This is a genomic window from Micromonospora sp. WMMD735, from assembly GCF_049178995.1.
In the GTDB taxonomy this organism is placed as follows: domain Bacteria; phylum Actinomycetota; class Actinomycetes; order Mycobacteriales; family Micromonosporaceae; genus Micromonospora; species Micromonospora wenchangensis.
Genome location: NZ_JBMHMJ010000002.1, coordinates 406,509 through 431,078, shown reverse-complemented (window position 1 = coordinate 431,078; position 24,570 = coordinate 406,509). Strand labels below are relative to the sequence as shown.

General features: G+C 72.5%; 17 protein-coding genes. 5 read left to right on the top strand and 12 right to left on the bottom strand.

Going from position 1 to position 24,570, the window contains the following annotated elements; all coding sequences use genetic code 11:
- Positions 1-257 precede the first annotated feature (257 nt).
- The 10 genes from ACN268_RS02030 to ACN268_RS01985 all read right to left on the bottom strand — a co-directional run bounded on the left by ACN268_RS02030 (position 258) and on the right by ACN268_RS01985 (position 17,177).
- Positions 258-1,367 carry an HAD-IIIC family phosphatase gene (locus tag ACN268_RS02030; protein ID WP_421481433.1) on the bottom strand — a complete coding sequence of 370 codons (1,110 nt, stop codon included), beginning with the start codon at positions 1,365-1,367 and terminating at the stop codon, positions 258-260.
- Positions 1,368-1,452: 85 nt separating this feature from the next.
- Positions 1,453-1,755, bottom strand: coding sequence for an acyl carrier protein (locus ACN268_RS02025; RefSeq protein WP_421481432.1), 303 nt, complete (start codon positions 1,753-1,755; stop codon positions 1,453-1,455).
- Positions 1,755-2,645, bottom strand: coding sequence for a 3-hydroxyacyl-CoA dehydrogenase family protein (locus ACN268_RS02020; RefSeq protein ID WP_421481431.1), 891 nt, complete (start codon positions 2,643-2,645; stop codon positions 1,755-1,757). The genes ACN268_RS02025 and ACN268_RS02020 overlap by 1 nt, the downstream gene beginning before the upstream one ends.
- Before the next feature lie 51 nt (positions 2,646-2,696).
- On the bottom strand, positions 2,697-3,914 hold the full coding sequence (locus tag ACN268_RS02015) for a Rieske 2Fe-2S domain-containing protein (protein WP_421481430.1): 1,218 nt from the start codon (positions 3,912-3,914) through the stop codon (positions 2,697-2,699).
- 10 nt (positions 3,915-3,924) lie between these two features.
- Positions 3,925-5,373, bottom strand: a complete 1,449-nt coding sequence (locus ACN268_RS02010) for a cytochrome P450 (protein ID WP_421481429.1) — start codon at positions 5,371-5,373, stop codon at positions 3,925-3,927.
- Between the two features lie 3 nt (positions 5,374-5,376).
- A complete protein-coding gene (locus ACN268_RS02005) occupies positions 5,377-6,396 on the bottom strand; it encodes a 3-oxoacyl-[acyl-carrier-protein] synthase III C-terminal domain-containing protein (RefSeq protein WP_421481428.1) in 1,020 nt (339 codons plus the stop codon).
- 17 nt (positions 6,397-6,413) lie between these two features.
- Entirely contained in the window at positions 6,414-12,410 is a 5,997-nt protein-coding gene (locus ACN268_RS02000) for an SDR family oxidoreductase (protein ID WP_421481427.1), read from the bottom strand.
- Positions 12,407-13,852 (bottom strand): acyltransferase domain-containing protein, encoded by a 1,446-nt coding sequence (locus ACN268_RS01995; RefSeq protein ID WP_421481426.1) that lies wholly within the window; start codon positions 13,850-13,852, stop codon positions 12,407-12,409. Before ACN268_RS01995 ends, ACN268_RS02000 begins: the two co-directional genes overlap by 4 nt.
- A 139-nt stretch (positions 13,853-13,991) precedes the next feature.
- A complete protein-coding gene (locus ACN268_RS01990) occupies positions 13,992-14,228 on the bottom strand; it encodes a DUF5988 family protein (protein ID WP_421481425.1) in 237 nt (78 codons plus the stop codon).
- Positions 14,229-14,309: 81 nt separating this feature from the next.
- Complete coding sequence (locus ACN268_RS01985; protein WP_421481424.1) at positions 14,310-17,177, bottom strand: helix-turn-helix transcriptional regulator; 2,868 nt, start codon at positions 17,175-17,177, stop codon at positions 14,310-14,312.
- Between the two features lie 1,021 nt (positions 17,178-18,198).
- On the opposite strand from ACN268_RS01985, the gene ACN268_RS01980 reads away from it, so the two are divergent.
- A complete protein-coding gene (locus ACN268_RS01980) occupies positions 18,199-19,701 on the top strand; it encodes a hypothetical protein (RefSeq protein WP_421481423.1) in 1,503 nt (500 codons plus the stop codon).
- Between the two features lie 438 nt (positions 19,702-20,139).
- On the opposite strand, the gene ACN268_RS01975 is transcribed toward ACN268_RS01980, so the two are convergent.
- On the bottom strand, positions 20,140-20,760 hold the full coding sequence (locus ACN268_RS01975; protein ID WP_421481422.1) for a TetR/AcrR family transcriptional regulator: 621 nt from the start codon (positions 20,758-20,760) through the stop codon (positions 20,140-20,142).
- Positions 20,761-20,879: 119 nt separating this feature from the next.
- Between ACN268_RS01975 and ACN268_RS01970 the strand changes: the two genes are divergently transcribed.
- The 4 genes from ACN268_RS01970 (at position 20,880) to ACN268_RS01955 (ending at position 23,878) form a co-directional block, all read left to right on the top strand.
- Complete coding sequence (locus tag ACN268_RS01970; protein WP_421481421.1) at positions 20,880-21,665, top strand: glucose 1-dehydrogenase; 786 nt, start codon at positions 20,880-20,882, stop codon at positions 21,663-21,665.
- Between the two features lie 114 nt (positions 21,666-21,779).
- Positions 21,780-22,214: a MarR family winged helix-turn-helix transcriptional regulator gene (locus tag ACN268_RS01965; RefSeq protein ID WP_421481420.1), complete on the top strand. Its 435-nt coding sequence runs from the start codon at positions 21,780-21,782 to the stop codon at positions 22,212-22,214.
- 83 nt (positions 22,215-22,297) lie between these two features.
- Positions 22,298-23,188, top strand: coding sequence for an NmrA/HSCARG family protein (locus ACN268_RS01960; RefSeq protein WP_421481419.1), 891 nt, complete (start codon positions 22,298-22,300; stop codon positions 23,186-23,188).
- 162 nt (positions 23,189-23,350) lie between these two features.
- Positions 23,351-23,878, top strand: a complete 528-nt coding sequence (locus tag ACN268_RS01955; protein ID WP_421481418.1) for a DUF6244 family protein — start codon at positions 23,351-23,353, stop codon at positions 23,876-23,878.
- A 32-nt stretch (positions 23,879-23,910) separates the two neighbouring features.
- Here the strand turns inward: ACN268_RS01955 and ACN268_RS01950 are convergent, their stop codons facing one another.
- Complete coding sequence (locus tag ACN268_RS01950; RefSeq protein ID WP_421481417.1) at positions 23,911-24,561, bottom strand: TetR/AcrR family transcriptional regulator; 651 nt, start codon at positions 24,559-24,561, stop codon at positions 23,911-23,913.
- Positions 24,562-24,570 lie beyond the last annotated feature (9 nt).

Sequence of the window (24,570 nt, the reverse complement as noted above, 5' to 3'; positions counted from 1 at the left end):
GTCACCCTCAGCGTCCCGATGACGGTCGGCATGGTGACGGTCGCCGTCATGCGTGCCGGGCCCGTAGGCGTCCGCACCGTCGGCGGTCTCGGCGTGGCCCTGACGTCGTGGCGGCCATGCTGCTCGTCCGGGCCCACCGCAGAGCACTCTCGCCCGCCGGCACGAGCCCCGACGCCAGGATGGTTGAGCGGTCCGCCCCACGGCTCGACGATCCATCGGCCGCGACGGCGCGTACGGCCGAGGCCGGGTGCGGGCGGTCAGCCCGCGCCGACGGACGCCGGGCCGACCAGGTCGGGTGCGGTCAGGTGGAACGTCGAGGGAGCGGGTTGTCGGCGGGCCAGCAGGTGTAGTCGCTGGACGGCGCGGTCGGCGTCGACGGCGATGCGGTCCCGGCACGCGCAGCGCTCCTCGTCGAAGCCGGCGAACCGGTAGGCGACCTCCATCATCCGGTTGCGGTCGTTGGGCCGGAAGTCGGCGATCAGGTGCACCCCGGCGCGGGCGGCCTGGTCCACCAGCCAGGTCAGCAGGACCGTGCCGGTGCCGAAGGACACCACCCGGCAGGAGGTGGCGAGCAGCCGCAGGTGCCACACCCCGGGGTGCTTCTCCAAAACCAGCACGCCGACCGCGCCATGCGGCCCGAACCGGTCGGTCAGCGTCGTGACCAGCACCTCGTAGCGGGGGTCGGCCATCAGGGTCCGCAGCGTCCGGTCCGGGTAGTGCACGCCTGTCGCGTTCATCTGGCTGGTTCGCAGGGTCAGCTCCTCGACCCGGGACAGGGTCGCGGCGTCGGCCCGCCGGATGTGCATCGCCAGGTCAAGTGAGCGGAGGAAGTCCTCTGCGGGCCCGGTGAACCGGGCCTGCTCGTCCGCCCGCCGCTGACCGGCCTGGTACATCTGCCGGCGACGGCGGGCGTCCACGGTCACCGACGTCGGGGTGAACTCGGGGCGGTCGAGCAGGGTGGTGGCCATGCCGGCGTCGTAGCAACGCACCTGCGGAAGGTGGTAGGCGACCTCGGCGCGTTCGGCGGGCTGGTCGTCGATGAAGGCGATGGTGCCGAGTGCGAAGCCGAGCTGGTCGGCGATGCGTCGGACGGCGTCGGACTTGCGTCCCCAGCCGATCTGCGGTGCCACGAAGTACTCGGCGACGCCGAGCGCGCGCAGCCGGGCCCAGGCCGGCTCGTGGTCGTTGCGGCTGCACACCGACTGGAGGATGCCCCGGGCGTCGAGGCCGGTGATCACCGCCCGGATCGGGTCGGGGAGCACGACCTGCTCGTCTTCGAGCAGGACGCCCTGCCAGAGGGTGTCGTCGAGGTCCCAGACCAGGCACTTCACGGTCACGGGTGGCGCGGGCCGGGCCTCACTGGTCACGGCGGCTCCTTCGCGGGTTGTCGCTCGTGGGCCGTCCGGGCGGGTGACGGGCGTGGCGGCCCGGGCGGGCACGTCGGTGGTGGGGTCAGGCACCGTGGTCTCCGGATTCGCCGGTGCGGAGCCGGTCGACCAGGGCGGCCATCTGGCGTACGGTCCGGAAGTTGTCCAGCCGCAGGTCGGCGCCGCGCACGGAGACCCCGTACGTCTGCTCCAGGTGCACCACCAGCTCCATCGCGAACAGGGACGACAGCCCGCCGGTGGCGAACAGGTCCGTGTCCGGTGGCCAGGACCGCCCGGTACGCGCCGTCAGGAAGCGCGCCAACTCCGGTGCGAGGGTGTCGGCACGATCGCCGGTGTCCGACACGTCCTGGTCGGATGGCACAGTCATCACAGGTCTCCCTCGTAGTGGTAGAACCCCTGCCCGCTCTTGCGGCCGAGGTGTCCGGCCCGGACCTTGGTCAGCAGCAGCTCGCAGGGGCGGCAACTCTCGTCGCCGGTACGCTCGTGCAGCACCCACAGGGAGTCGACCAGGTTGTCCAGGCCGATGAGGTCGGCGGTGCGCAGTGGACCGGTCGGATGTCCCAGACATCCCTGCAGGAGGGTGTCGACGGATTCGACGCTGGCCGTGCCGGCGGCCACCACCCGGACCGCCGTGTTGATCATGGGGTGCAGGATACGGCTGGTGACGAAGCCGGGGGCGTCCTCGACCACCACCGGCTCACGGCCCAGGGCGGCGAGCAGCCGGCGTACCGCGTCCAGGGTGTGTGGGCCGGTGCGGGGGCCCCGGATCACTTCGACGGTCCGGATCAGGTAGGGCGGGTTCATGAAGTGGCTGCCGATCAGGTCCTCCGGCCGCGCCACCGACCGGGCCAGTTCGTCGATGGGGATGGAGGAGGTGTTGGACACCACCGGGGTGCCGGGTGCCACCAGGGCGGAGACGTCCGTCAGCACCTTGGCCTTGGCGTAGGGGTCCTCGGTGACCGCCTCGACCACGGCGGTCAGGGTGCCGGTCCGCCCCGTCGGGACGTCCGTGAGGGACGGCCCGACGTCCAGTGGGCCGGGCCGGACGTCAGGTGGCAGGCATCCCATCAGCCGGGCGGTGCGGACCTGCCGGTCGACCCGGACGGTGGCCTCGGCCAGCCGTCCGCGGTCCACGTCGATCATCGACACGGCGATGCCGTGTCCGATCGCCAGCGCGGCGATGCCCGTTCCCATCACCCCCGCGCCGAGCACCACCAGCCGTCGCGCCGCATCCGGTGTCGCGTTCTGCCCCGTCACCAGGGTCTCCCTTCGTTGCCCGGCCCGGTTCGCGGGCCACGCCGGTCACGGTCACACCTCGGAGTGGTCCGCCTTCCGCCCCTCGACGGACGATCCGTTGACCGACCGGGCTCCGTTGCCGGCCGGTGATCCGTTGCCGGACCGGGCTCCGTTGTCGGCCGGTGATCCGTCGGCGACTGGTGATGCGTTGGCGGTGGACGCGTCGGTGGCGGTGCCGTCGGTGGGGACGCCGGGGTCGGTGTAGAACTGCCGGGCCCACTGCCGGTACCGACCGATGGGGCCGTCTCCCCGGGCGAGCTTCGGCTGTTCGACGTGCTCCTGGTGGTGCCACATCAGCAGGTCCGCGCCGGTGTCGACCGAGGCCACCCGTTGGGCGATGACGCTGAGCAGCCGGGCGACGGGCATCGCCGTGGCCCGGGCGGCCCGCTCGGGCAGGAACGGTAGGCCGGCCAGTTCCAGTTTGGTGCCCATCCGCAGGTGGATCCGACCCGGGGTGGTGGGGGTGGCGTGCAGCATGACGTGCAGGTCGCCGGCACCGTTGGGCAGCCGGGTGCGGGCCGCGATGGTGGCCAGTCCGATCACGGTGAGGGTGTAGGACTGGCGGATCCGGCGCATGACGGTGCCCCGGGCGGTGGCGGTGACGGTGCTGACCGGCTCCCCCATCACCGGTGTCCCCTCGATGACCAGGTCCCGCAGTCCGTGAAGCGCCGGGAGGTGACCCCAGTCGAAGGCGTTCTCGATGACGTCCTGCGGGTGCCCGGCGATGTCGAAGGTGTTGTGGCTGAACGGTTGCCGATCGTCCATGCCGAAGGTCGGCACCTGCCACTGCGGGGCGAGGCCGAGGGCGTGCCACCACACGTAGATCGATCCGTTGGCCTCGCAGACCGGGAACTGGCTCAGGGTCGCCTTGGGTGGCGGCAGGTCGTAGCCGGTGCGGACGCAGGCCCCGGAGGGGTCGAAGGCGAACCGGTGGAACGGGCAGACGATCTCCTCGCCCTCGAGGGTGCTGCCGACGCCCAGGTGTGCCCCGAGGTGGGGGCAGCGGGGGCGGACCGCACGCAGCAGTCCACGGGGGGTCCGGTAGAGGACCACCTCGCCACCCATGATCGGGCGGGTGGTGATGGTCCCGGGGCGGACCTCGTCGGAGAAGGCCACACAGAACCACCCGTTCGGGTCGGGGCGGGTGGGCCGGTGGAGCCGGTCGGCCGGCGCGGCGGTGTGCCGACGGATCTCGTGGTCGCGGAGCAGTTGTTTGACCAGTGGTTTCATGGTTGTTCTCCTAGTGGGCGACCGGGCAGGTGCCGGGGCCCGATCCGACGGTCGGCGGCACGGGCTGCGACGTGGTGACCGGTGGCGCGTGGGTTGCGGTGGTCTCCGTCCGGCGCTGCCGCAGCCGCAGGCGCAGCCCGCGCGAGCTGAGGCTGGTTTCCACCTTGGGCCGGAAGGGTTCGTCGCTGACCGGGGTCAGCTCCCAGCGGGCCGTCACGGCGGTGAGGGCGAGGATCGCCTCGGTCAGGGCGAACTGGTCTCCGATGCACTTGCGTGCGCCGGCGCCGAACGGGACGTAGCTGGCCCGGTCGGGTGAGGTGTCGAGCCAGCGGTCCGGGTCGAAGCGGGTCGGTTCGGCGTACAGGTCGGGTCGGCGGTGGATCAGGTAGGGGCTGAGCACGAGGGTGTCGCCACGGCGTAGCCGCACCCCGTCGAGTTCGGCTTCGCCGGTGACGGTCCGGGTCATCATCCAGGCGGGCGGGTAGAGCCGGAGGGTTTCGGTGACCACCCGGGCCGCCAGGTCGAGTCGGGGCAGGTGTTCGGGGCCGGGTAGCGCGCCGGCCAGGACGGTGTCGGTCTCGGCGTGGAGTCGGCGTTGGAGGTCCGGGTGGGTGGCTATCAGGTACAGGGCCCAGGCCAGGGTGATGGCGGTGGTTTCCATGCCGCCGAGGAAGAAGGTGAGGGCCTGGTCGGCCAGTTCGGAGTCGCTGAGTTGCTGCTCGTGGTCGCTGCTTTCCACGTCGACCGCGGCGACGAGTGCGGAGAGCAGGTCGGCGTGGTCGGTGGGGTCGGCGCGGCGGGCGGCGACGATGTCGGTGATGGTGGCGAACAGCCGGGCGCGGGCCTGGTCGTAGCGTCGTTTGGCGGGGGTCGGCAACCGGCGGAGCAGGGCCGGGGTCATCATGCGGCGGAAGAAGGCGCTCACCACGGTGTTGGTGTCGGCCAGGGCCCGGCGGAGGATCTCTGCGGGGAGGGACCCGCTGAACATCGTCTCCATGGTGGCCTGGGTGGTGAGGGTCATCATCTCCCGGGTGACGTCGAGTACCTGGCCGTCGTGCCAGGAACCAGCGGTGGCGTCGGAGGCCCGGCCGAACACGGCCGCGTAGCCGTGCAGGCGTCGGGGGTGGAACGACGGTTGACACAGCCGCCGTTGCCGCCGGTGCAGCGGGTACGGGCAGGTGGACAAGCCGTCGCCGATGACCTCCCGGATCCGGTCGTAGATCGGGCCGCCCTTGTCGAAGGTGCGGTCGTTGACGAAGACGTGCCGGGTCAGGGCCGGGTCGCAGATGAGCAGTGCGGTGGTCGGGCCCAGCCGGACCCGCACCATCGTCGGGTATCCGGCCAGGGAGCGGATGAACGCCAGCGGGTCCCGCAGCAGGGGCAACGCGTGCCCGAGCAGGGGTAGCGCGCCGGGTGCCAGGGGTACCGACGCGGTGGTCGTCGTGTGCGTCGCGGTCATGGGTCACCTCGTTTTCCGGTCTGCCGTCGTCGCGCCGGGCGGCGGGCGGGTGATCTCGAGCAGGGCGGTGGTCCAGCGGAAGCCGAGGCCGAAGCTGACGACGAGGACGCGTTCCCCGACCCGTAGCGCGCCGGTGCGGAACATCCGGTCGAGGGCGAGCAGGACGTCGCACGGGCCGGCGTGGCCCAGGTGGCGGCCGAAGGTCCAGTTGGTGTCGGTGGCGCGGCGGTGCAGCGGGGGTCCGGAGAGCAGCAGGTCGAGCACGGCCGAGCCGATGGCGATGGCCACCACGTGGGAGATGTCGGCGGCGGTCAGGCCGGTCTCGTCCAGGACGGTGTCGACGCAGTGGCGGGTGCGGCGTTGCAGGGTGTCGATGTGGGGCAGGAGCCCGGTCTGTTCGGCGAGGAAGCGTCGTCCGGGGCCGGCGGCGTCGTCGTGTTCACCGGCGCGGGTCAGCACCTCCAGTTGCGGTTCGGTGGCCTGCGCGGTGGCCAGCAGCCGGGCGAAGCCGGTGCCGCGGGTGAGCACGGCGGCCGCTCCGGCGTCGCCGGCGACGTAGCCGATGTCGCGGACGTGGGCCCACCGCTGGTGGGGGAAGCGGGCGGCGGCGGTGACCAGGGCCGCCCGGGCGGTGGGTTGGGCGGTCAGGTGTTCGGCGGCGGTCACCAGGGCGGCCGCGCCGCCGTCGCTGGCCGCGCCGACCTCGATACCGGTGCTGCGGGTGGCTCCGAGGACCCGCAGCAGGTAGGGCGCGGGAGTGTAGTGGTCCTCGTCCTGGAAGGTGGCGTGGGCCAGCAGGCTCACGTCGGTGCTGGGGACGTTCGCGTGGCGCAGTGCCAGCAGGGCGGCCCGGGCGGCCATCTGGGTCGCGGTCTGCCCGGTCGAGACCGCTGCGGAGGTGAATCCGTTGGCGGCGGCCATGGACGGTCGGCCGGTCCGGGTGCCGTCCCACGGGTCGTGTTCGGGTCGGATCGGGGGGATCCAGGAGCCGGTTCCGGCGATCGTGATGTCGTGCCACAGCACCGTTGTCTCCTCGGCGGTCAGGGAAGGGCCGGTTGCGGGGTGTCGGCGTGCGGCCGGATCAGCCTTCCGCTGTGGTCGGTGGCGTGCGCGCTGACCCCGGTGACGCGGGCCAGGACGTGGCCGTCGGGGGTGGATGCGGTCAGCGTGCCGTCGGCGAAGCGGCAGTGCAGCCGGATCGTCGGGTGGGCGGCGCTGAGCTGGCAGTCGTTGCCGGGCCCGCCGAGGTCCACCGTCTCGATGCCGGCCATCGGGCCGACGAGGGGTGGCCGGTCGCCGTGGGGTGGCAGGAGCAGCAGGTGCACCATGGCGTCCAGCAGGATCGCCGGTACGGTCATCCCGGCCAGGGCCGGGCTCCATGCCTGGTGGTCGAGGCGGAAGGTGGCGCTCGTGCCGTGGGGTCCGCGGGCGTACTCGCCGGTTCCGGCGAACGGGCCGCTGAGGGTGATCGGCAGGTCGGCGGAGTAGACCGGCATCGTGAAGTCCGGTTCGGGGCGGTGCGCCGTCTGGTCGGTCGGCGCGGGCAGTGCGGGGTGCCGGTCGGCGAGCACGACGGTCGTCTCGCAGAGCAGGTCGTTGAAGCGCAGGACCTTGCCGTTGCGGCCGATCCGGTTGGTGGTGATCCGGACCGCCACCACGGCCCGGTCCGGGGACCGGTCGGTGAGTCGGGCCTCCACCGTGATGGTGCGGGGTGGGCCGGCGGACCTGACGGTCACCGACGTGTGGCAGGCCAGGTCACGGAATCCGGTGACGGTGAGGTCGGGGCAGAGGTGGGCGGCGGCCCCGGCGGCGGCTTCGAGGGCGAAGGTGCCGGGTAGGACGTACTCCCCGTTGACGCGGTGGTGGCGCATCCACCGGCCGTCCTGCTCGGCGAGGGTGTGTGGTTCCCAGGTCTTGGTGAACACCGCCCAGCGGTGGCCGCGCAGCAGGACACCGTCGAGCAGCGGCGTGGCCAGAGTCGGGTCGGGCGGGATGGGTGGCGGCGCGTCCGGTACGGGCAGCGGCAGCGGGCCGCCGGTGGTGTCGGTGTTGATCCCCCGCTGTCCCAGCAGGACGCGTTCCTCGTCGCGGATGAAGAAGACCGCCGCCCCGGTGCCGGGTCGGGTCACCGCGTCGAGGAACTGGGCGGCGCCCTGTCTGCTGCTGATGTAGGCGTCCATCCGGTTGCGGCGCAGGGTCTCCTGCATGGCGGTGCTGCTGGCGACGCCGACCTCCCGCCAGCCGCTCCAGAGGATGGCGAGTTCGCGGTGTCCGTCGGGTGCGGTGCGGTCCGCCCACGCGCTCGCGTACGCCAGGTATTCGTTGACGGCGCAGTAGTCGACGTCTCCGGGGGCGGGGGCGAGGGTGGCCAGGGTGCTGAAGTTGCACCAGATGCGGGGTGGCCGGCCGGTCAGGGCCCGTTTGAGGTTGCGGTAGCCGGTGGCCTTGGTGGCCCGTACCGCCCGGAAGTCGGTCAGGGTCTTCGCGTGCAGGGCCCGGGAGCGTAGGTCGAGGACGGTGTTGACGAGCAGGTCGATGCGTCCGTGCCGGTCCATGATCTCGTCGAGGACGGCGGTGGTCCGGTCCGCGTCGAGGACGTCGCCGACGCGGTGGTGGACCCGGTCGGGTCCGCACAGTTCGGTGAGCCGGTGCACGGTCCGGCGTACCTCCAGGCGGGCCTGGGCTCGTTCGTAGGCGTTCCTGAGGTCCCGCAGCGACGCGTCGGGGTGTTCGCGGCGTCCGGCGGCGATGTACGCGGCCTGGGGCGGCAGTTCGTCGTCGGTGTCCGGTAGCGGGGTGCGGCCAATGAGGTACAGGTGGGGTCGGTCGGTGGTGCGGGCCACGGCGTCGAGGAGTTCGGGGGTGATGCCCCGGGCCCCGCCGAAGGCGACCACGACCGCGCCGGGGGGCAGGGCGGGTTGCGGCGTCCGGTGCGGGGACTCGTCGTCGGCGACGGTGAGTTCGTACCAGTTCTGTCCGCGGCAGGCGAGGGTGTGCGTCGGTACGCGGGCGGTCGCGGCCCGGGCCAGTTGGGCCAGTGCGGTCGGGGCGTGCGACGTGTCGGTGATCAGGGAGTTTCCGCTGCACTGCGGGACTTCGGCCCGTACGGAGCGGACGAGTCCGGTGAACAGCCCGGCGAGGGGGTGGGTCGTTTCCTGCGGTAGTGCGGTGAGCAGCACGGCGGCCAGTGATCCGCCGGCCCGCAGGGCGGGCAGCGCGGCCCGGATGGTGGTGAACGCCAGGTCCTGGAGGTCCTCCAGGCGGGTGGCTTCGGTGTCGTCGGTGTCGTCGGCGGGGGTTTCGAGTCGGGTGAGGATCCGGATGTGGCGTGGCACGAACGGTAGGCCGGCCAGGGCGTCGGCGGTAGCGTCGGGCGGTACGTGGCTGGTGGCGTCGACTCCCGGCCTCGGTGACCAGATGGCGATGTCGGGGCCGGTGACGGCGGCGGCGAGGTCCGGGATGTCGGTGACCACGATGCTCCCGGCCGGGATCGCGGGCCCGTCGGGGTCCGGTGGGGTCAGCGGCCGCAGGTGGAGGGTCTGTCGGCGGCCGACGGGCTGCTCGGCGGGTTCCGGGACGGCCCCGTCGGGGTAGGGGCCGGTCGGTCCGGTGAACCGGATCGTGGGTGATCCGGGGGCGGCCGGTGGCACGACGGTGCCGGTGCCGGTGACGACGGCCCGGAGCACCGCCAGCAGGGCGTCGAGGGCCAGGTAGGTGCGGTCGGTGCCGGCGGCGGCGGGCAGGGTGTGGGGCGGGTCGTCGGTGGTGCGCCCGGGTGTCGTGGTGAGGGTGCCCAGGATGGGCAGGCCGTGTTCCCGGGCGGTGTGGCGGCGGGCGACGGCGACGACGGCGGCGCCTTCGGCGACGGTGCGCCCCGCCGGTACGAGGGTGTCCAGGTGCGCGTCCCATCCGCTGATCGGTCGCAGGCTCACCGCGCCGACGAGGGCCAGGTCGCAGGCCCGGTGGCGGAGCTGGCGCAGGGCCAGGTCGAGTGCGCAGTGGGTGGAGTCGCGGTGGGCGTAGACGCTGGTGCCGAAGCCCCGGAAGTCGTAGTAGTTGGCGGCCCGGCCGGACAGGATGCAGGAGACGGCGCCGGTGAAGTCGTCCTCGTTGAGTTCGTCGGGAACGACGTCGCCGGCGTCGGCGAGGGCCTTGGCGAGGTACTCCCGCAGTGTCTGGGCCTGCCCGGCGTCGGGGAGCAGGTCGAAGGTCGCGGCGCACTCCTGCGCGTGGACCCGCAGTGCGGCGCGGGCGTTGTGCGTCGTCGGCAGGCTCGCCCCGACCAGGATCGCGGTGCTGGGCCGCAGCGTGTTTCCCGGTTCACCGAGCTCGGTCAGGAGCGGTCCGAGGGCTTGGAGCATCATCAGGTGGGCGGGGTCCATGTGCCGCATCGTGCGGGGTGGGATCCGCACGTCGAGGGGGGACGGCAGCGGGTAGGGGCTGCCGAAGCTGGGCTGCGGGGTGGGGCCGTCGCCGACGAGCCAGGCGGGCACCCGGTCGCGGTCCAGGCCGGGCAGGTGGGTGTTCCAGCCGACGACGACGAGGTCTTCGGCGTCGGCGGTGCGGTCGATCACCGACGGTCGGTGGGCGGGTCGGGCCGTCGGTATCCGGTCGGCGAGCACCACGTGGGCGTCGGCTCCGCCGAGCCCGAACGAGGACACCCCGACCATCCGTGGGCGGGCCTCGTCGACCGGCCAGGGTGCGTCGGTGACCGGCACCGTGAGTCGGGTGCCGTCGCCCAGCAGCGGGTGGGGGTCGGTGACGACGGTGTGGCCGGGGATCGTGCGGTGGGCGAGGGCGACCAGCGCATGCGCCACCGACACGAGTCCGGCCAGGACACCGGTGTGGCCGAAGACCTGTTTGTTCGACGTCAGCAGGCACGGTCGGTCCCGTTCGCCGAGTCGTGACAGCAGGGAGCGTAGTTCGACCTCGTCGCCGACGGGGGTGCCGGTGCCGTGGGCCACCACCCAGTCGACGTCTGCGGCGTCGACGCCGGCGTCGGCCCAGGCCCGGCTGATCGCCAGTTCCTGCCCCCGGGTGGCGGGCGCGTGGATGCCCTTGCCCCGGCCGTCGGCGGCGAGTCCGGTGCCGAGGACGACGCCGTGGACGTGGTCGCCGTCGGCTACCGCGCGGGCGTACGGTTTCAGGGCGAGCATGACGGCGCCCTCACCGATCAGTGTCCCGTCGGCCGCCTGGTCGAAGGGGCGGATCCGGCCGCTGGCGGTGATGCCCTGGGCCCGGCAGAAGAGGGTGAAGCCGATCGGTTCGATCACCGAGGTGCCGCCGACGAGCGCGACGTCGCAGCTTCCCTCGCGGAGGGCTTTGACGGCGGCGTCGAGGCAGAACAGTCCGGTGGCGCAGGCCGCGTCGAGGGTCAGGTGTTGGGCGTCGGGCGGGATCAGGCCGCGCAGCGCGTTACGGGACACCGAGGCGGGTAGGTAGGCCAGGGGGTTGCCGCCGTCGCCGCCGTAGTGGGCGCTGATGGCGTGGTCGGCGAGTTCGGCCAGCCAGTCGTCGTCGCCGCTGCGCTGGATGGCGTCGCGGATGAGGCGTCGGTACTCGTCGCCGAGGACGATGCCCTGCGTGCCGAGTCCGGTCTGGTCGTGGATGCCGGTGGTCGCGGCGAGCCACCGGTCGCCGGGCCGGCGGTGTACTCCGGTCAGGGCCTGGACGGTGCAGTGGCGCAGCCACCGGGTGGTGCGTGGCCAGCCGGGGTGTCCCAGGAACCCGTCGGGTTCGGCGACGGAGGCGGGGTCGGGGACGAACCCCTGCACGTAGCCGGCTTCCCGGATGTAGAAGCTGTCGGTGTCCGTCGCGCTGGCCGACCAGAAGTGCCGTAGGTCGAAGGCGGACGGTTCGCTGGCCAGCAGGGCGCCTTCGCGGAGCCGGTCGTAGAGGTCGGCGGGGTTGTTGGTGCCGGGCAGGACCACCCCGAGGCCGACCACCGCGATGGCGTCCGGGTCGTGTTCGGGGCCGGTCTGTGGGCTGTGCGGCTGCGGGTGGTGGACCGGGCGTGGTGTCGCGGCGGCGAGGGCCGGTGGCGGTGCGGCGACGGCTTCGGTGGTCGCCGGGTCCGGTTGCGGTCCGGTGCGGGTCGCGGTGGTGGACGGTTGCGGTTCGGTGACGGTCGCCGGGGCCGGTTCGGGGGCGGCCCCGATGACGGCCGGGGCCGGTTCGACAGCGCTGGTTGCCGTCGTGGGCGGCGGCAGGGTCCGGGGAGGTACGCCGACCTGCGCGGCGAGTTTGCTGTGCAGTCGTAGGCCCTGCATGCCGCCGATGCTGATGCCGCCGTCGGCCACGAGCGTCTGCCCGGTGATGAATCCGGTGTCCGGGTGCAGGAGGTGGACGAGCAGCCGGGCCGCTTCGGGAGTGGAGATGGTGCGGCGGGTCAGGTCGCTGGCGCGTGGCGAGTCGCCGAGGGCGGCGGCCGGGTCGTCGAGGTTGACGACGATCTCGCTGGCCACGGAGCCCAGCAGGACGGTGTTGACCCGGATGCCCTGGTCGGCCAGTTCCAGCGCCAGGTACCGCACGAGGGACTCCAGGGCGGCTTTGGTGACGCCGCCGGGGCCGTAGCCGGGGACCGGCTGGTGGGCGCCGACGCTGGACAGGCAGAGAATGGCTGCTCCCGGGCGGCCGGCCATCAGCTCGGCGGCCCGCCGGGAGCAGTGGTAGGCGCCCATGACGTTGGTGGACCAGGCCCGCTGCCAGTAGGTGTCGTCGACGTCGAACAGGGGCAGGAACGCGCCGCCGGCCGCGTTGTTGACGAGGAGGTCGAGGCCGCCGTGCCGCTGCCGGATCAGGTCGAACATCCGGTCGATCTCGCCGCGTTTGGCCACCGAGGCCCGGATGAACTCCGCGCTGAGGCCGGCTTCGGCCAGTTCGGTGCGCAGCAGCTCGGCCTGGTCGACGGAGTGGAAGTAGTTGACGACGACGTGTGCGCCGCAGGCGGCCAGCCGACGGACGATGTCCGCGCCGAGGCTCTTGGCCGCGCCGGTCACCAACGCGATCCGGCCGTGCAGGTCTGACGTGTCGGTCATCGGGCGGTCGCCTCCGCCTGGACGACGGCCTGCGCGATCCGCCGCAGGGTGCCGACGGTCAGCAGGGAGGTGTTGGCGCGCAGGTCCGGCAGGCCGTACCGGTCGGCGACCCGGCCGAGCAGGGCGACCTGCTTGAGTGACTCCACGCCCAGGTCGGATTCCAGGGCGTCGTCGTCGCCGAGCAGCTCCGGCGGGTAGCCCAGGTAGTCGCCGTACAGGGCGCGGATCTCGGCCAGGACCGTCACGTACCGCCGGTCGGCGTCCGGTGCGGGCTGGGGTGGGTCGACCGTGACCGGGGAGGCCGGTGTCACCGGCGTCGGCGGCGTCAGGACTGACGGCGCAGCCGGGACGACCGCCGCCGGGGGTGGCGGCGTCGGGACGGCGGGCGTCGGGACGGGTGGTGGTGGAGGGGCCGCGACGGGTGGCGCAGGCGCCACGGGTGGCGGGGCCGCCGGGACACGCAGGGGTGCCGGCGTCCGCACCGGGGGTGGGGCGGTGTCGGTACGGCTGGCGACCAGCGCCCGGACGGCCGCCACCGGGTCGTGCTCGCTCAGCGGTACGACCGTCTGGACGCCCGGGACCGACGCCTCGACGAACCGGGTGACGACCGGCCACTCCCCGCATTCGATGAACGTGTCCGCGCCGGCGGCGTGCAGGGCGCGGACCGTGTGCAGCATCCGGACCTGGGCGGTGAGTGCGCCGGCCACCAGGTCGACCGGGTCCTCGTCGCCGATGTCCCGGCCGAGCCACGGTGAGGTCACCCGCCACCGTCCGCCGCCGTAGGAGACGCGGGGTGCGGTGGCCCGCAGGTCCCGGGCGGCCTGCGCGACCGCCGGGGTGTGGGTGGGGTGCGGGACGTCGAGGCGGACACTGGGCCAGCCGAGCGCCTCGGCCACCCGTTCGGCCTCGTCGATCTGCCGCCTCGGTCCGCTGAGGACACTCTGTCGGGGGGTGTTCTCGCAGGCCAACACCAGGTGCGGGTGGCCGATCAGCCCGGCGAGTGACTCCGCCCGGCGGCCGTCGACCCCGACGGCGAGCATCGTGCCCGGCCATGCCTGCCGGGTCAGTGCCTCAGACCGGGCCACCGCCAGGCGGGCGGCGTCGCCCACCGAGACGTGTCCGGCGACGGCCAGGGCCCACAGTTCACCGATGCTCTGCCCCACGATCGCCACCGGTTCGACGCCCTCGGCGACGAGCAGGTGGTACGTGGCGAGGCTGACCGCGAAGATCTCCAGGTAGTGCACCTCGGGGCTGTAGGGGCGTTCGCCGGCGGCGTCCTCGATCAGGCGGGTGCTGATGTCGGGCAACCCCAACTCGCGGGCCGCCTTGTCGATCAGGGTCAGCGCCTCACGGACCGTTTCGTAGCGGTTGTGCAGGTCGCGCAGGGTGCCCGTACGGGGGGCAGCCACCGTGCCGGGCATGACGAAGACAGAATCCACCATGTGCGTCACCCTCGTTTCCATCCCGGTGGTCGGGCTGTGGTGCGCCGTGCCGGCGCGGGACAATCGACGACGTGCGATGCGGGTCCGGGGACGGTCTCCCCCGGGCCGGGCCGTCCGGCCGGGGCAGGTTCCCCGCCGGCTACTCGGCGATGCGGGACCGGTACGCCCAGCGGAAGACGAGCGGCTCGGTGTCGCTGTCGTCGGGGCGTTCGAAGTGCTCGTAGCCACCGTTGTGCGGGATCTTCACCTTCGGCGCGTCCGGTGGGACCCACTGGCTGCGCAGCTCGGGCGGCAGGCTCGCCGGACCGCCTTCGAGTGCGATCTGGATGGTGGCGTGGGGGGCTGTGGTGTCGTCCGGCTGGGCGGGGACGGTCATGCGGATAGCTTCCCCGGGCCGGACGAATGAGACATGCGTCAGCTGACGCAGAAAACCGCCGCACGGTCGGCGAGTCATCCGTCATCGGGCGCCGGCGTTGCGCAGCACCTCCCGGGCGATCTGGTTGCGGCTCTGCAGCCCGAGCTTGTGCAGGGCGCGGGAGATGTGCGTCTGGACCGTGCGGCGGGTCAGGAGCATCGTGGCGGCGATCTCCGGCGTGGAGCGGCCCTCGGCGACGAGCACGGCGACGCGCCGTTCGGTGGCGGTGAGTGCCGCCCAGCCCGACACCGGCCGGGACGCGCGGGGGCCGCTGACTCCTCGACGTACTCCCCTGCCCCGTAGCCGCGCCTCGGTGCGACGGACGTCCCAGGTCGCGCCCATGCGGCTGTACAGGCCGATCGCCTCGGTGGCGGCCGCCCGGCACTCGTCGGTCGCGCCGTGGCCGGCCAGCACCACCGCGAGGTCCTCGAGGGTCGCCGCCAACTCGGTCCTGGGGCCGGCCGACCGGTAGTGCTGCACGGCTGTGCGCAGCGGCCCGGGGTCCTCGGTGGCCAGGCCCATGCAGCGTTGCCGCATGGTCGCGGCCCGCCCCGGTGTCTTCTCGGCCTCGGTCCACAGGCGCGTCAGGTCGAGGGTGGCCGTCACGGTCGAGGTGTCCGTGCAGGCCGACGCCATCCGGATGAGGTCCGCGAACCACGGATGGTGGGGGCCCGTTCCGGTGTCGGGGCGGTGCTGCAGCATGGTGGCGAGCAGCGCGGCACCCCGTTCCGGTTCGCCCTGCTGTTCGGCGTGTACGGCCCGGGCGGCGAGGAGGAACCCCTCGCTGTCCTCGTCGGTGCTGCGGTCGGCGGGCATGTCCGGGTGGGAGTGCAGGTGGGTTTCGGCGAGCGCGCGGTCGTCGCGCCGGACGGCGATCAACGCGGTGACGCCCCGCCGTAGCAGTGCGGGTCCGCCCCGGTGCAGGCCCGGATAGAACGGGCCGCAGGGGTCGTCCGCGACCGGGGTCAGCGCCGTCAGTGCCTCGTCCCAGCGGCCGACCCAGTAGTGCAGCATCGCCTCGGTGACGCCGATGGACCCGGCCGCGACGTCGTGGGCCCGGCGGCGGATTTCCCGGGACAGTCGCAGCACCCTGTCGGCTTCGCGCCACCGGGCCATGTTCTGCAGGCTCACGACGCGGCAGTGCAGGGCGAACATCTCCAGTTCCGGGTGGCCGGGGTGACCGACGAGGGCGGTGAGCGCCTGTTCGGCGTACCGGAGTGCCGCCGGGTGGTCACGCCGGTCGGAACGGGTGAGGGAGAGCACGACGCTGGCGCCGGCGATCGCGCAGTCGTCGCCGCAGCGGCGGCCGGCGTCGAGGGCCTCGCCGGCGAGGGTCTCGGCTTCGCCCGGCCCGCCGGTGCCGGCCCGGCTGATCAGGGCCAGGGTGCCCAGGAGGCGTCCGCGCCACGGTTCGGGTATCGCCGTCCGTCGGGTGAGCGCCTGTCGCAGGATCAGTTCGGCCTCGTCGGTCTTCCCGCTGTTGTTGAGCGCGCGGATCAGCAGCCAGTGCAGCTCGCCGTGCGCGTCCAGTCCGGTGGACGACGCGAGGGCCTCGCGGGCCCGGTCGGCGGCCTCCTCCCACCGGCCGAGCAGCTGCAGCGCTCGGGCCAGTGCGACGCTCAGCGCGGCCCGGTGCGGGTCGTCTGCGGGGAGTTGTCCGAGCTGGGTGCGCAGCAGCCGGACCGTGAGTGCCGGGTCGGCGTCCGCCAAAGCGGGAGCGGAGCTCTGGAGCCAGTCGGGCACCCACCGGTTCTCGACGCCGCCCGCCGCTTCCAGTTGGCGCGCCACGGTGAGCGGTTCGGCGGCTGCGGCGGCCAACTCCCGGGCCAGGTCGAGGTGCAGCGCCCGGCGTAGCGGCAGCGCGACGGCGTCGTGCAGGGCTTGGCGGATCAACGGGTGGCAGAACGTCATTCGCTGTCCGGAGCCGGCGAGGATGCGGGCGGCGACGGCTCTCTGCACCACGTCGGCGAGGGCCCGCACCGGGCGGCCCAGCACGACGCTGAGATCGGTGACGGTGAACTCGGTGCCGAGCAGCGCGGCGGTCCGCAACACGTCCCCCGCGTCCGGCACCAGACCGAGTCGGCTGGTCAAAGCGGCGGTGAGGGCCGGGGGTATCCGGTCGTCGTCGTCACGCAGGTCCGCGTGCCCCGCCACGACCTGCACCAGGTCCTCCCGGGCCAGGGCGGCGGCCAGCTCGTGCAGATAGCGCGGGTTGCCGACCGCCGCGCCCGACCACCGGCTGAGGGTCGGGCCGGGTGGCGCTCCGAGCAGCCCGGTCAGGAGCTGGGAGACCTCCGTGTCGTCCAGCGGCGTGAGGCTCAGCAGGTGTTCGTGGCCCCGGCCGCCGCCGGCCGGCGTGTGGGTCGGACGGGACGGGTCCTGCCGGTGGGCGGCGACCAGCAGCAGGGGCAGGTGTTCGGCGTTGGCCGCCAGGCGTCGCCAGACCACGGTCGACGGCTCGTCCATCCAGTGTGCGTCGTCGACGATCAGGACGGTGGGGCCCGCCGCGCACAGATCGTCGACGAGGGAGACCAGCATGTCGGCCACGGCGGCCAGGGTCGACCCGGTGACGGGGAAGGTCGGCGCCCGGCCGAGCAGGGTCTGGGTGATCTCCGCCCGGGACGGATCGTCCGGCCGTTGGCGGACGCCGAGACAGGCGAGCAGGACGCTCAGTGGCGACTGGTGGGAGAGTTGGTCGGCGACGGCGTGGAACACCTGGTAGCCACGATCGGCCGCAGCCTGGGCGATGACGGTGAGCAGCGAGGTCTTGCCGATGCCCGGCTCACCGACCAGCCGGAGCACCGAGCCGCTCCCCCGTGCCAGCCGGGTCAACGCTGTCTGTGTGAGGCTCAGCTCACGCTCTCGCCCGACCCGTACCTCGGACCCGGACTCCGGGCCTATTCTCAGCATTCCCATCGAAGGTGAATTGCCGCCGAAGGTCTCTCCGGCGACGGACATCCTTTTCCCGGCCGAGCCCGAACCCATCACGTCGTATCGGCCGGAAATCAGCTCTGTGGTAGCCGCTGGACCGCGCCACAATGCACCGGCAGGCGAGCTGGACCGCCCTCCGCCAGATCAAATAAATGCCTGATATTGCGACTGCAAAACCGTATGATGAGCCATCCTCATGGGAAATGGTCGAAAAATCAAGGGAGGTTCGCCGGCTTCGCCGCAGGCCACTGCACAGGGGCACCACCAGGAAGAGCACCGGATCGCACAATACGTTTCGGTCAGGTTAATTTATGTTGGTCGGTGGGCACCTCGACGGCGGACAGACACGGCCGCGCCGCCGGGGCAGGCCGCCACCGCGCCCGAAGGACGCGAGGCCGACAGGGTGAATTCACATCGTCATCGCGAGGGAATTGCCGAATTCCTGCCCGCCTTCGTATCGAGTCCGGCGAGGTCGCCGAGTCAGCACGCCGATCACCACCTCGAAAGAGACGTGATCTCCCAAGGTCGAGTTCGATGCTACAACGCCGCCCGCCGAATCCGATAGCCCTGAGTGAATCATCACGTACCTTCGGTAACGGAGCTGGTGGTCGATGTGCCGCCCTCACCGCGCGGCGGGGAACGTGGCCGGACGCTTCACCTCGACTGCCGTCCAGGTGGTCGCCATGGTGCTGGCTGTCGTGATCGCCGTGCCCGCCCTACCGCTCGCCGTACGCGTCGGTGACGATCTCACGCCGGTGCCGGGAACGACGCCCGTCGCGCCGGGGCACCGGGTGGAATGCAGCGGGGTGACAACCGCTGTCCGGGCGGCTGACGGGAGCGGTTACGTCGGACCGTCATGCCATGATGCCGCTCACCTCAACGGCACGGAACACGGCGGGATGGTCACGGTGACGGTTCGGGACGACACAGCGACGGGCGGGGCTGCCGGCCAGTGGCCCCCGGTCAGCCCGCCTGGGCCCACCGTGCGGCGGTCCACCCCATGACCGGCTGGGCGCGACTGCACGTCAGCTACTGCCAGTACGAGGTGGTCACCGCGCCCGGCGGGGCCGGCATGCCCATCTACACCGTCGGCGACGACCTCCTGCACGTGGGCGGGCCGAATCACGTCACCGGTTTCTGCGGTATCCACACGGGTGAGATCGAGGCACGCCTGCGGGTGCTGGCCGGCCCGCCGACGGAGGTCGACGCGGGTTGGGACGCGATCAGTGAGGCGGCCCTCTGGAGTCCCAGTGGCCGGTTGTCGGTGGTCGGCCTGATGAGCGGTCCCGCGGAGAACCTCGACGACGTCGCCGTGCCGCGCGGGCTGATCCGCGTACGGGTGCACGCCCGCCGCCGCCTGCACGAGGGGGTACGCACCGACGACGACCCTCCCGAGCAACACGAGCTGCACGTGTGGGCGGTGAGCGAGCAGACGCCGTACCGCACGGTACTGGCCGACCCGACGGCACGCCGTTGGGAGCAGAAGCCGGCGAGGGCGGCCGAGTGGGCGATGCTGTCCCTGGTGCCGCGCCCGTCCACGCGGCCGGCGGGGATGCCGCCACGTCCACCCGACCCGGACGAGGACGACACCGGACTCGCCCGGGTGACGGTGGTCCGTCACCGGCCCGCACCGGTGACCCTGCCGGTGGGCGTGCTGCCCGTCGGTGACCTGGAGGTGCGCCTGGACCGGGTCGACGCGGAAACCCTCCGCTGGTCGTGGGCGACCGCCGAGTCACCGATCTTCCCCGACCCGCTGACCACCCTGCCGGACGACGAGCCCAGCACGGTACGGCTGACCACCGGGCCCGACGGCGTCACGCTGCGCCATGAGGGGGTACGGGGGCGGCACGCCGTCGCCCTCGGCCTGATCTGGGACCACCTGCTCGACGGCACCGCGCCCCTCCCGTGGACGGAGACCCTGCGCGGACAGGCCGCCGAGGCGACCGCGCAGGCCGAGAAGCTCCGGCGGCTCCGGGCCGAGCGGGAGGCCGAACGCTGGGGAGGCACTCCCCCGTCGGATCGTGTCCGCAGGCTCCTCGGACACGCGCAGTCCCTGGCCCGGATCGACCGCCGGTTGCTCGACCGGATCGAGGCGCTGCCCGCCGATCGCCAGCGGGAGGTCGCCTGCTGGGCGGCCCGCCGCGCGATGCGGGTGGCCGGGCTGGAGCAGATCGGCTGGATCGCCGATGCTCTCGCTGCCGCCGAGGCCGGTCGTCCGCTGCCCCGCGCCTTCACCGAGCAGCACGGTGCCGCCGCGTCCCGCCGCCTGTTGTCGGACCCCGAGGTGCCCCGTACCGTCATTCCCCTCGCGCCGAACCCGGCGGCGTACGGCACACTGCGCGTCACCGGGATGCTCCAACAGGCTGTCGCATTCCCCGCCCTGGTCGCGTTGGCCGAGCACGACCCGCTGGCCGCCGCGATCGACGCCGTCCGCGACGCGGCGCTCGCCCACGGCGGCGACCTCGACCGCTTCCTCACCGAGGCCCACGCCGCGCTGTCCTGAAGCGGAACGACATGACGAACGATCGGGAATCCACCGCGCCCACCAGGTTGGGCGGATGCTGACGGCGGGAATCGATCTCGCAGCGGAGGACACCGATACCACCGTGGCCCGGGCGCCGCACCCGGAGTCGACCCGGGCCGAACGGGTCGTTGCGAGCGACCTGCGCGGCCGAGGCCCAGCCCGGCCCTGTTCCGTCACTGGCGGGCGAGCACCTACGGCGTCGGCGCCGCTGCGCCACTCCCCCTAAAGCATCCTAGGATATTGCGTTCACGGCAGCGCTTCCGACCTCGGCCGGGTTGAGGGTTCCGCCCCCCTACCGGTGGGCTGCACGCGAGCGGTGACCGCTGGGCGCTGACGGCAGCGGGGTGCTCTCGGTGCGGCCGTCGCGGGGCGAGGAGTTGCGTCGTGGATGACCAGGTGGGATGAGGCCCGGCCCGGTCAGGTCCGATACCGGGCGCACATGGTGTTGACCGCTTCCCGCACCGCGTGCTCGATCGCGGTCCGCTGCGGCGCCCAGTCGGTGAGCAGGAGCGTGGGCCAGAAGACGAAGTTGGAGATCATCCCCAGGAACTGGGTCGCGGCGAGATCAGGGTCGTCGACCTTCGCGGAGCCGGCGCTGTCGGCGGCGGCGAGGTAGCGGCTGACCGACTCGAAGTAGGGCATCTTTCCGCGACTGAACTGCGCCTCGCCGAGTTCGGGGAAGCGCGGCAGCTCCGCGATGACGATGCGGAACAGCGCGGTCATCCCCGGGCGGGTGAGCAGTTCGACGTACCGGTGACCGATCGTGGTCAGGCCGACCGTCAGGTCCTCGGCCGACGGCTCCGGTGCGTCGGCGTCCTCGACCTGCCAGGACTCGGCCACGATCGCATCGAAAAGCGTCGCTTTCGTGGGGAACTGCTTGAAGAGCGTGGCCTTGGAGACCCCGGCCACCTCCGCGATCTTGGCGAGGGAGGTTCCGTCATAGCCGGAGGCCAGAAACAGGCAGGTGGCGGCCGTGAGGATGGCCGCGCGCTTCTCCTCGGCGACGCGCCTGTGGTACGCCGACGGCTCGGTGCTCATGGAGCCCAGTATGCCCGACGGCGAGGTGAGTCACTTGACTCACCTGTTCGCCGGGCCGTAGTGTCGGGCGGCGAGGCGAGCCGGTCAGCTCACCAACATCACCCCTCGAAGGACACGCCATGTCACGTTTCACCAACCAGACCGCACTGGTCACCGGCGGCACCGGAGGACTCGGCGAGAGCCACGTCCGGACCTACCACGCCGAGGGCGCGAACGTCGTCATCGGCAGCACGGCCGCAAGCCTGGGCAGGGCCACGAAACTCGCCGCGGAACTGGGCGAACGGGCCCTCGCGGTCCACCTGGACGTCGCCCGTGAAGACGACTGGACAACCGCCGTCGCGGTGGCCGAGCGCACCTTCGGGACGCTGACGATCCTGGTGAACAACGCGGGCATCCAGAACGCCGCCACCACGATCGAGTCCACCGACCGCGCCCGCTGGGACCGCACCTTCGCGATCAACGTGACCGGGCAGTACCTCGGCATCAAGGCCGTCACCCCGGCGATGCGACGAGCCGGCGGCGGCGTGATCGTGAACATCGGCTCGACGATGGCGTACGGCGGCACCGCCCGCTACGCCTCCTACGTCGCGAGCAAGTGGGCGGTCCGGGGCCTGACCATGAGCGCCGCACTCGAACTGGGTCGGGACAACATCCGGGTGAACGTCATCCACCCCGGAGTCGTCTCGACCAACCTCATCCACGAACCAGCCGCGCCCGGCGAACGGCCGATCTCCGACTTCTACGACCCGGGGCCCTTCGCGATCCCCCGCCTCGGCGACCCCGCCGACGTCAGCGCAGCGCTGCTCTACCTCACCTCACCGGACGCGTCGTTCGCGACCGGGACCGAACTGGTACTCGACGGCGGCCTGCTGCTGGGTCCCGCCCTCCCGATCGACGTGGCCTGACCACGAACATCACCCAGTGGCTGCGGAGCGCCTGGTTCATCTCCTGGTGAGCGGCGTGGCCTGCCGGCCCGCGACAGGTACGCTGATCGTTCGTCATCGGACGGGGAGGCCGGCATGGGCTACGGCGACAAGCTCTTCTGGCTCTCGGTGGTGATTCAACGCAAGTACGCGCAGATCTGCGCCGAGTTCGACCTGACCCCCTCGCAGGCCACGCTGCTCTGCGCAGTCAGGAACGAGCCGCGCCAGATGGCCGACCTCGCCGCGTCGTTGGGGATGACCAAGAACGCGTTGAGTCAGCTGGTCGATCGCACCGCGCGGCGCGAGCTGGTCGGCCGGGCAGGCTCGGCGCAGGACCGACGGGTCGTCATGCTCAGTGCGACGCCCACGGGGAAGGTGCTCGCCGAGGCCTTCTACGCCGAGGTCACCAAGCGCCTGCCCGAGATCGCGAAGAACCTCGACGCCGCCGACCAGCACGACTTCGAGCGGGTGGCCACCGCCATCGTGGACACCTCGGACCTCTCGTCGCCCACCCCGCCCGCCACACCGTGAGGTCCCGCCACACCCACCCCTTGACGACGTTCATGCCGTGAACTAGTTTCGTTCACGACATGAACTAGTGAGGGGCGGCAGCGATGAGCACACCGACGACCGGCACCATCGCCATTTTCGGCGCGACGGGACAACAGGGCGGGGCGGTGGTCGACGCGCTGCTGGACCACCGGGCGCGGGTGCGGGCGCTGGTCCGCAACCCGGAGTCCGACCGGGCCCGGGCGCTGGCCGCCCGCGGTGTCGAACTGGCGGCCGTCCGGGCCGACGACCCGGCGTCGCTGGTCGCCGCGCTGGCGAGGGTCGAGGGGTTCTCCTTCATGACCCCGGAGTCGAACAGCCTCGAAGAGGTCGAGGCGGAGGTCCGCATCGGTGAGGTGCTCGTTGACGCGGCGGTCGAGGCGGGCGTCCCGCACGTCGTGTTCAACTCGGTCTTCGGAGCGGACCGGGAGTCGGGCGTGCCGCACCACGACTCGAAGCACCGGATCGAGGAGCACCTGAGGACGTCCGGACTGCGGGCCTCGATGGTTCGCCCGACGGCCTTCATGGAGAACTTCGCGAGCGTGATGGCACCGACCCTGGAGCAAGGGGAGATCGTGCTGAGACTGCCGCTGCCGGAGGACGTCGCCCTGAAGATGATCGCGATCAGGGACATCGGCCGGGTCGCCGCCGCGCTCCTGCTCGACAGGGCGCAGGCGTCCGGCGGAGCCGTCGAGCTCGTCGGCGACGAGCTGACGGGCCCCCAGATCGCCGCGGCGTTCGGCGGGTGTGCCGGGCTCCCGGCACGGTACGAGGCCCTCCCGTTGAGTGTGCTTCCCAACGAACTCGACCGGGCGATGTTCCGCCAGTTCGCGGAGGCGGCGGAACACGCCTCGGATCTCGCGGTGGTGCGCTCGATCGAGCCGACCACCCTGGACCTGGCCGGGTGGATCCGAGCCACCGGCTGGACCGTACCCACGAACGTGGCGGGTTCCTGAGTCTCCGGCCGCGACGAGCGTCCCGCGATCGCGCCCACGGTCCCGGCGCTGGGGGCACGGCAGCACGGGTCGGGCTCCTGCTGCCGTCTCTGGTGGCCGCGCAGTGCCTTCGGTAGCGTCGGGTGCACCCGTTCGCCGTTCTCGATTGGGGATGCCGCTTCGATGTCAGCCGTTGAGAAGATCACTGGTGAGCTGCGGGCCCTGATGGCCGGCGTCGAGCGGGCTCAGGGACTGACCGCCGCCGCCGACCGGCAGGCGCAGGAGGTGGCGCTGCGTGCCGCAGGTGCCGGCTTCCTCGCCGTCGCCGCAGGAGTGGCCCGGGTACGAAGCGCCCTCACCGATGTCCAGGGCGGTCTGGGGAGGATCGGGGATTCGATCGGTGAGGCGACGAAGGCCGTCGCCGCCGTACCCGAGCAGGCCACCCCGCAGGAGACGATCGCCGCGCTGACGCCCGTGCAGAGCGCCGTCGGCACCGCCCGCGACGCAGCCGGCGGTGCCCTCACCCGGACCGGTGAGACCCAGCAGCTCGTCACCATGGTCCTGCAGGGCGGCCAACCCGGACCGCTGCTGCAGGCCCTGGACGGCATCAGGCAGGTCCTGATGCAGGTCGTCGCCCGCACCAGCGGCGCACGGCAGGCCGTCGAGGAGGCGATCGCCGAGGCGCAACGGGTGGGATCAGCGGGTAACTGATCGCCCCGGCACCGGCCGGCATGGTCGAACCACTACGGCGTGGTCGACCTCTTCGGGCTGCTGAAGGCACCCGCGCGGGCGGCGGTGGCCGCGCTGCGGGCGACGCGGTCGGGAAGGTCCGCGTCCGTCGTCGCCCGCAGGAGCAGAAGCTCGTGGTACAGCGGGGCGGTGGTGGCGATGAGCAGCTGGCGTGCATCGGTGTCCGGCGGAATCTCACCCCGTTCGACGGCGCGGCGGGTGATGCCGGCGCAGCGGTCGTACCGGCCGGCCCAGAAGGTGCTCAGGGCCCGGGCGGCCCGCTCGGACCGGAACGACGCGGCGATCAACGCGACGGTCACCGGGTCGGTGGTCAGTGCGGTGTGGACCTCGTGGTTGACCGCGACCAGGTCACCGTCGAGCGATCCCGTGTCGGGCGGACGCCAGGCGTCGGCACCCGCCTCGTCGAGGACGTCGGCCAGCAGGCCACCGACGTCCCGCCAGCGCCGGTAGACCGTCGTGCGATGGACACCGGAGCGTTCGGCGACCACCTCGATGCTCAGGGAGTCGTAGCCGTGCTGCACCAACTGGGCGAGCGCGGCGTCGAGGACGCGGCGACGGACCGCCGCGCTGCGCCCGCCGGGTCGACGCGTGGGGGCGGTCACCGTCTCGTCGGGATGATCGCTTGTCGGTGGGGGCGACGCCATGCCACGATG

Bases quoted from the DNA above. Each gene is read 5' to 3' on its own strand.
- ACN268_RS02025 (WP_421481432.1), bottom strand. From the start codon at position 1,755: ATGACTGTGCCATCCGACCAGGACGTGTCGGACACCGGCGATCGTGCC.
- ACN268_RS02015 (WP_421481430.1), bottom strand. From the start codon at position 3,914: ATGAAACCACTGGTCAAACAACTGCTCCGCGACCACGAGATCCGTCGG.
- ACN268_RS02010 (WP_421481429.1), bottom strand. From the start codon at position 5,373: ATGACCGCGACGCACACGACGACCACCGCGTCGGTACCCCTGGCACCC.
- ACN268_RS02000 (WP_421481427.1), bottom strand. From the start codon at position 12,410: ATGACCGACACGTCAGACCTGCACGGCCGGATCGCGTTGGTGACCGGC.
- ACN268_RS01995 (WP_421481426.1), bottom strand. From the start codon at position 13,852: ATGGTGGATTCTGTCTTCGTCATGCCCGGCACGGTGGCTGCCCCCCGT.
- ACN268_RS01990 (WP_421481425.1), bottom strand. From the start codon at position 14,228: ATGACCGTCCCCGCCCAGCCGGACGACACCACAGCCCCCCACGCCACC.
- ACN268_RS01985 (WP_421481424.1), bottom strand. From the start codon at position 17,177: ATGCTGAGAATAGGCCCGGAGTCCGGGTCCGAGGTACGGGTCGGGCGA.
- ACN268_RS01980 (WP_421481423.1), top strand. From the start codon at position 18,199: ATGACCGGCTGGGCGCGACTGCACGTCAGCTACTGCCAGTACGAGGTG.
- ACN268_RS01975 (WP_421481422.1), bottom strand. From the start codon at position 20,760: ATGAGCACCGAGCCGTCGGCGTACCACAGGCGCGTCGCCGAGGAGAAG.
- ACN268_RS01970 (WP_421481421.1), top strand. From the start codon at position 20,880: ATGTCACGTTTCACCAACCAGACCGCACTGGTCACCGGCGGCACCGGA.
- ACN268_RS01965 (WP_421481420.1), top strand. From the start codon at position 21,780: ATGGGCTACGGCGACAAGCTCTTCTGGCTCTCGGTGGTGATTCAACGC.
- ACN268_RS01960 (WP_421481419.1), top strand. From the start codon at position 22,298: ATGAGCACACCGACGACCGGCACCATCGCCATTTTCGGCGCGACGGGA.
- ACN268_RS01955 (WP_421481418.1), top strand. From the start codon at position 23,351: ATGTCAGCCGTTGAGAAGATCACTGGTGAGCTGCGGGCCCTGATGGCC.
- ACN268_RS01950 (WP_421481417.1), bottom strand. From the start codon at position 24,561: ATGGCGTCGCCCCCACCGACAAGCGATCATCCCGACGAGACGGTGACC.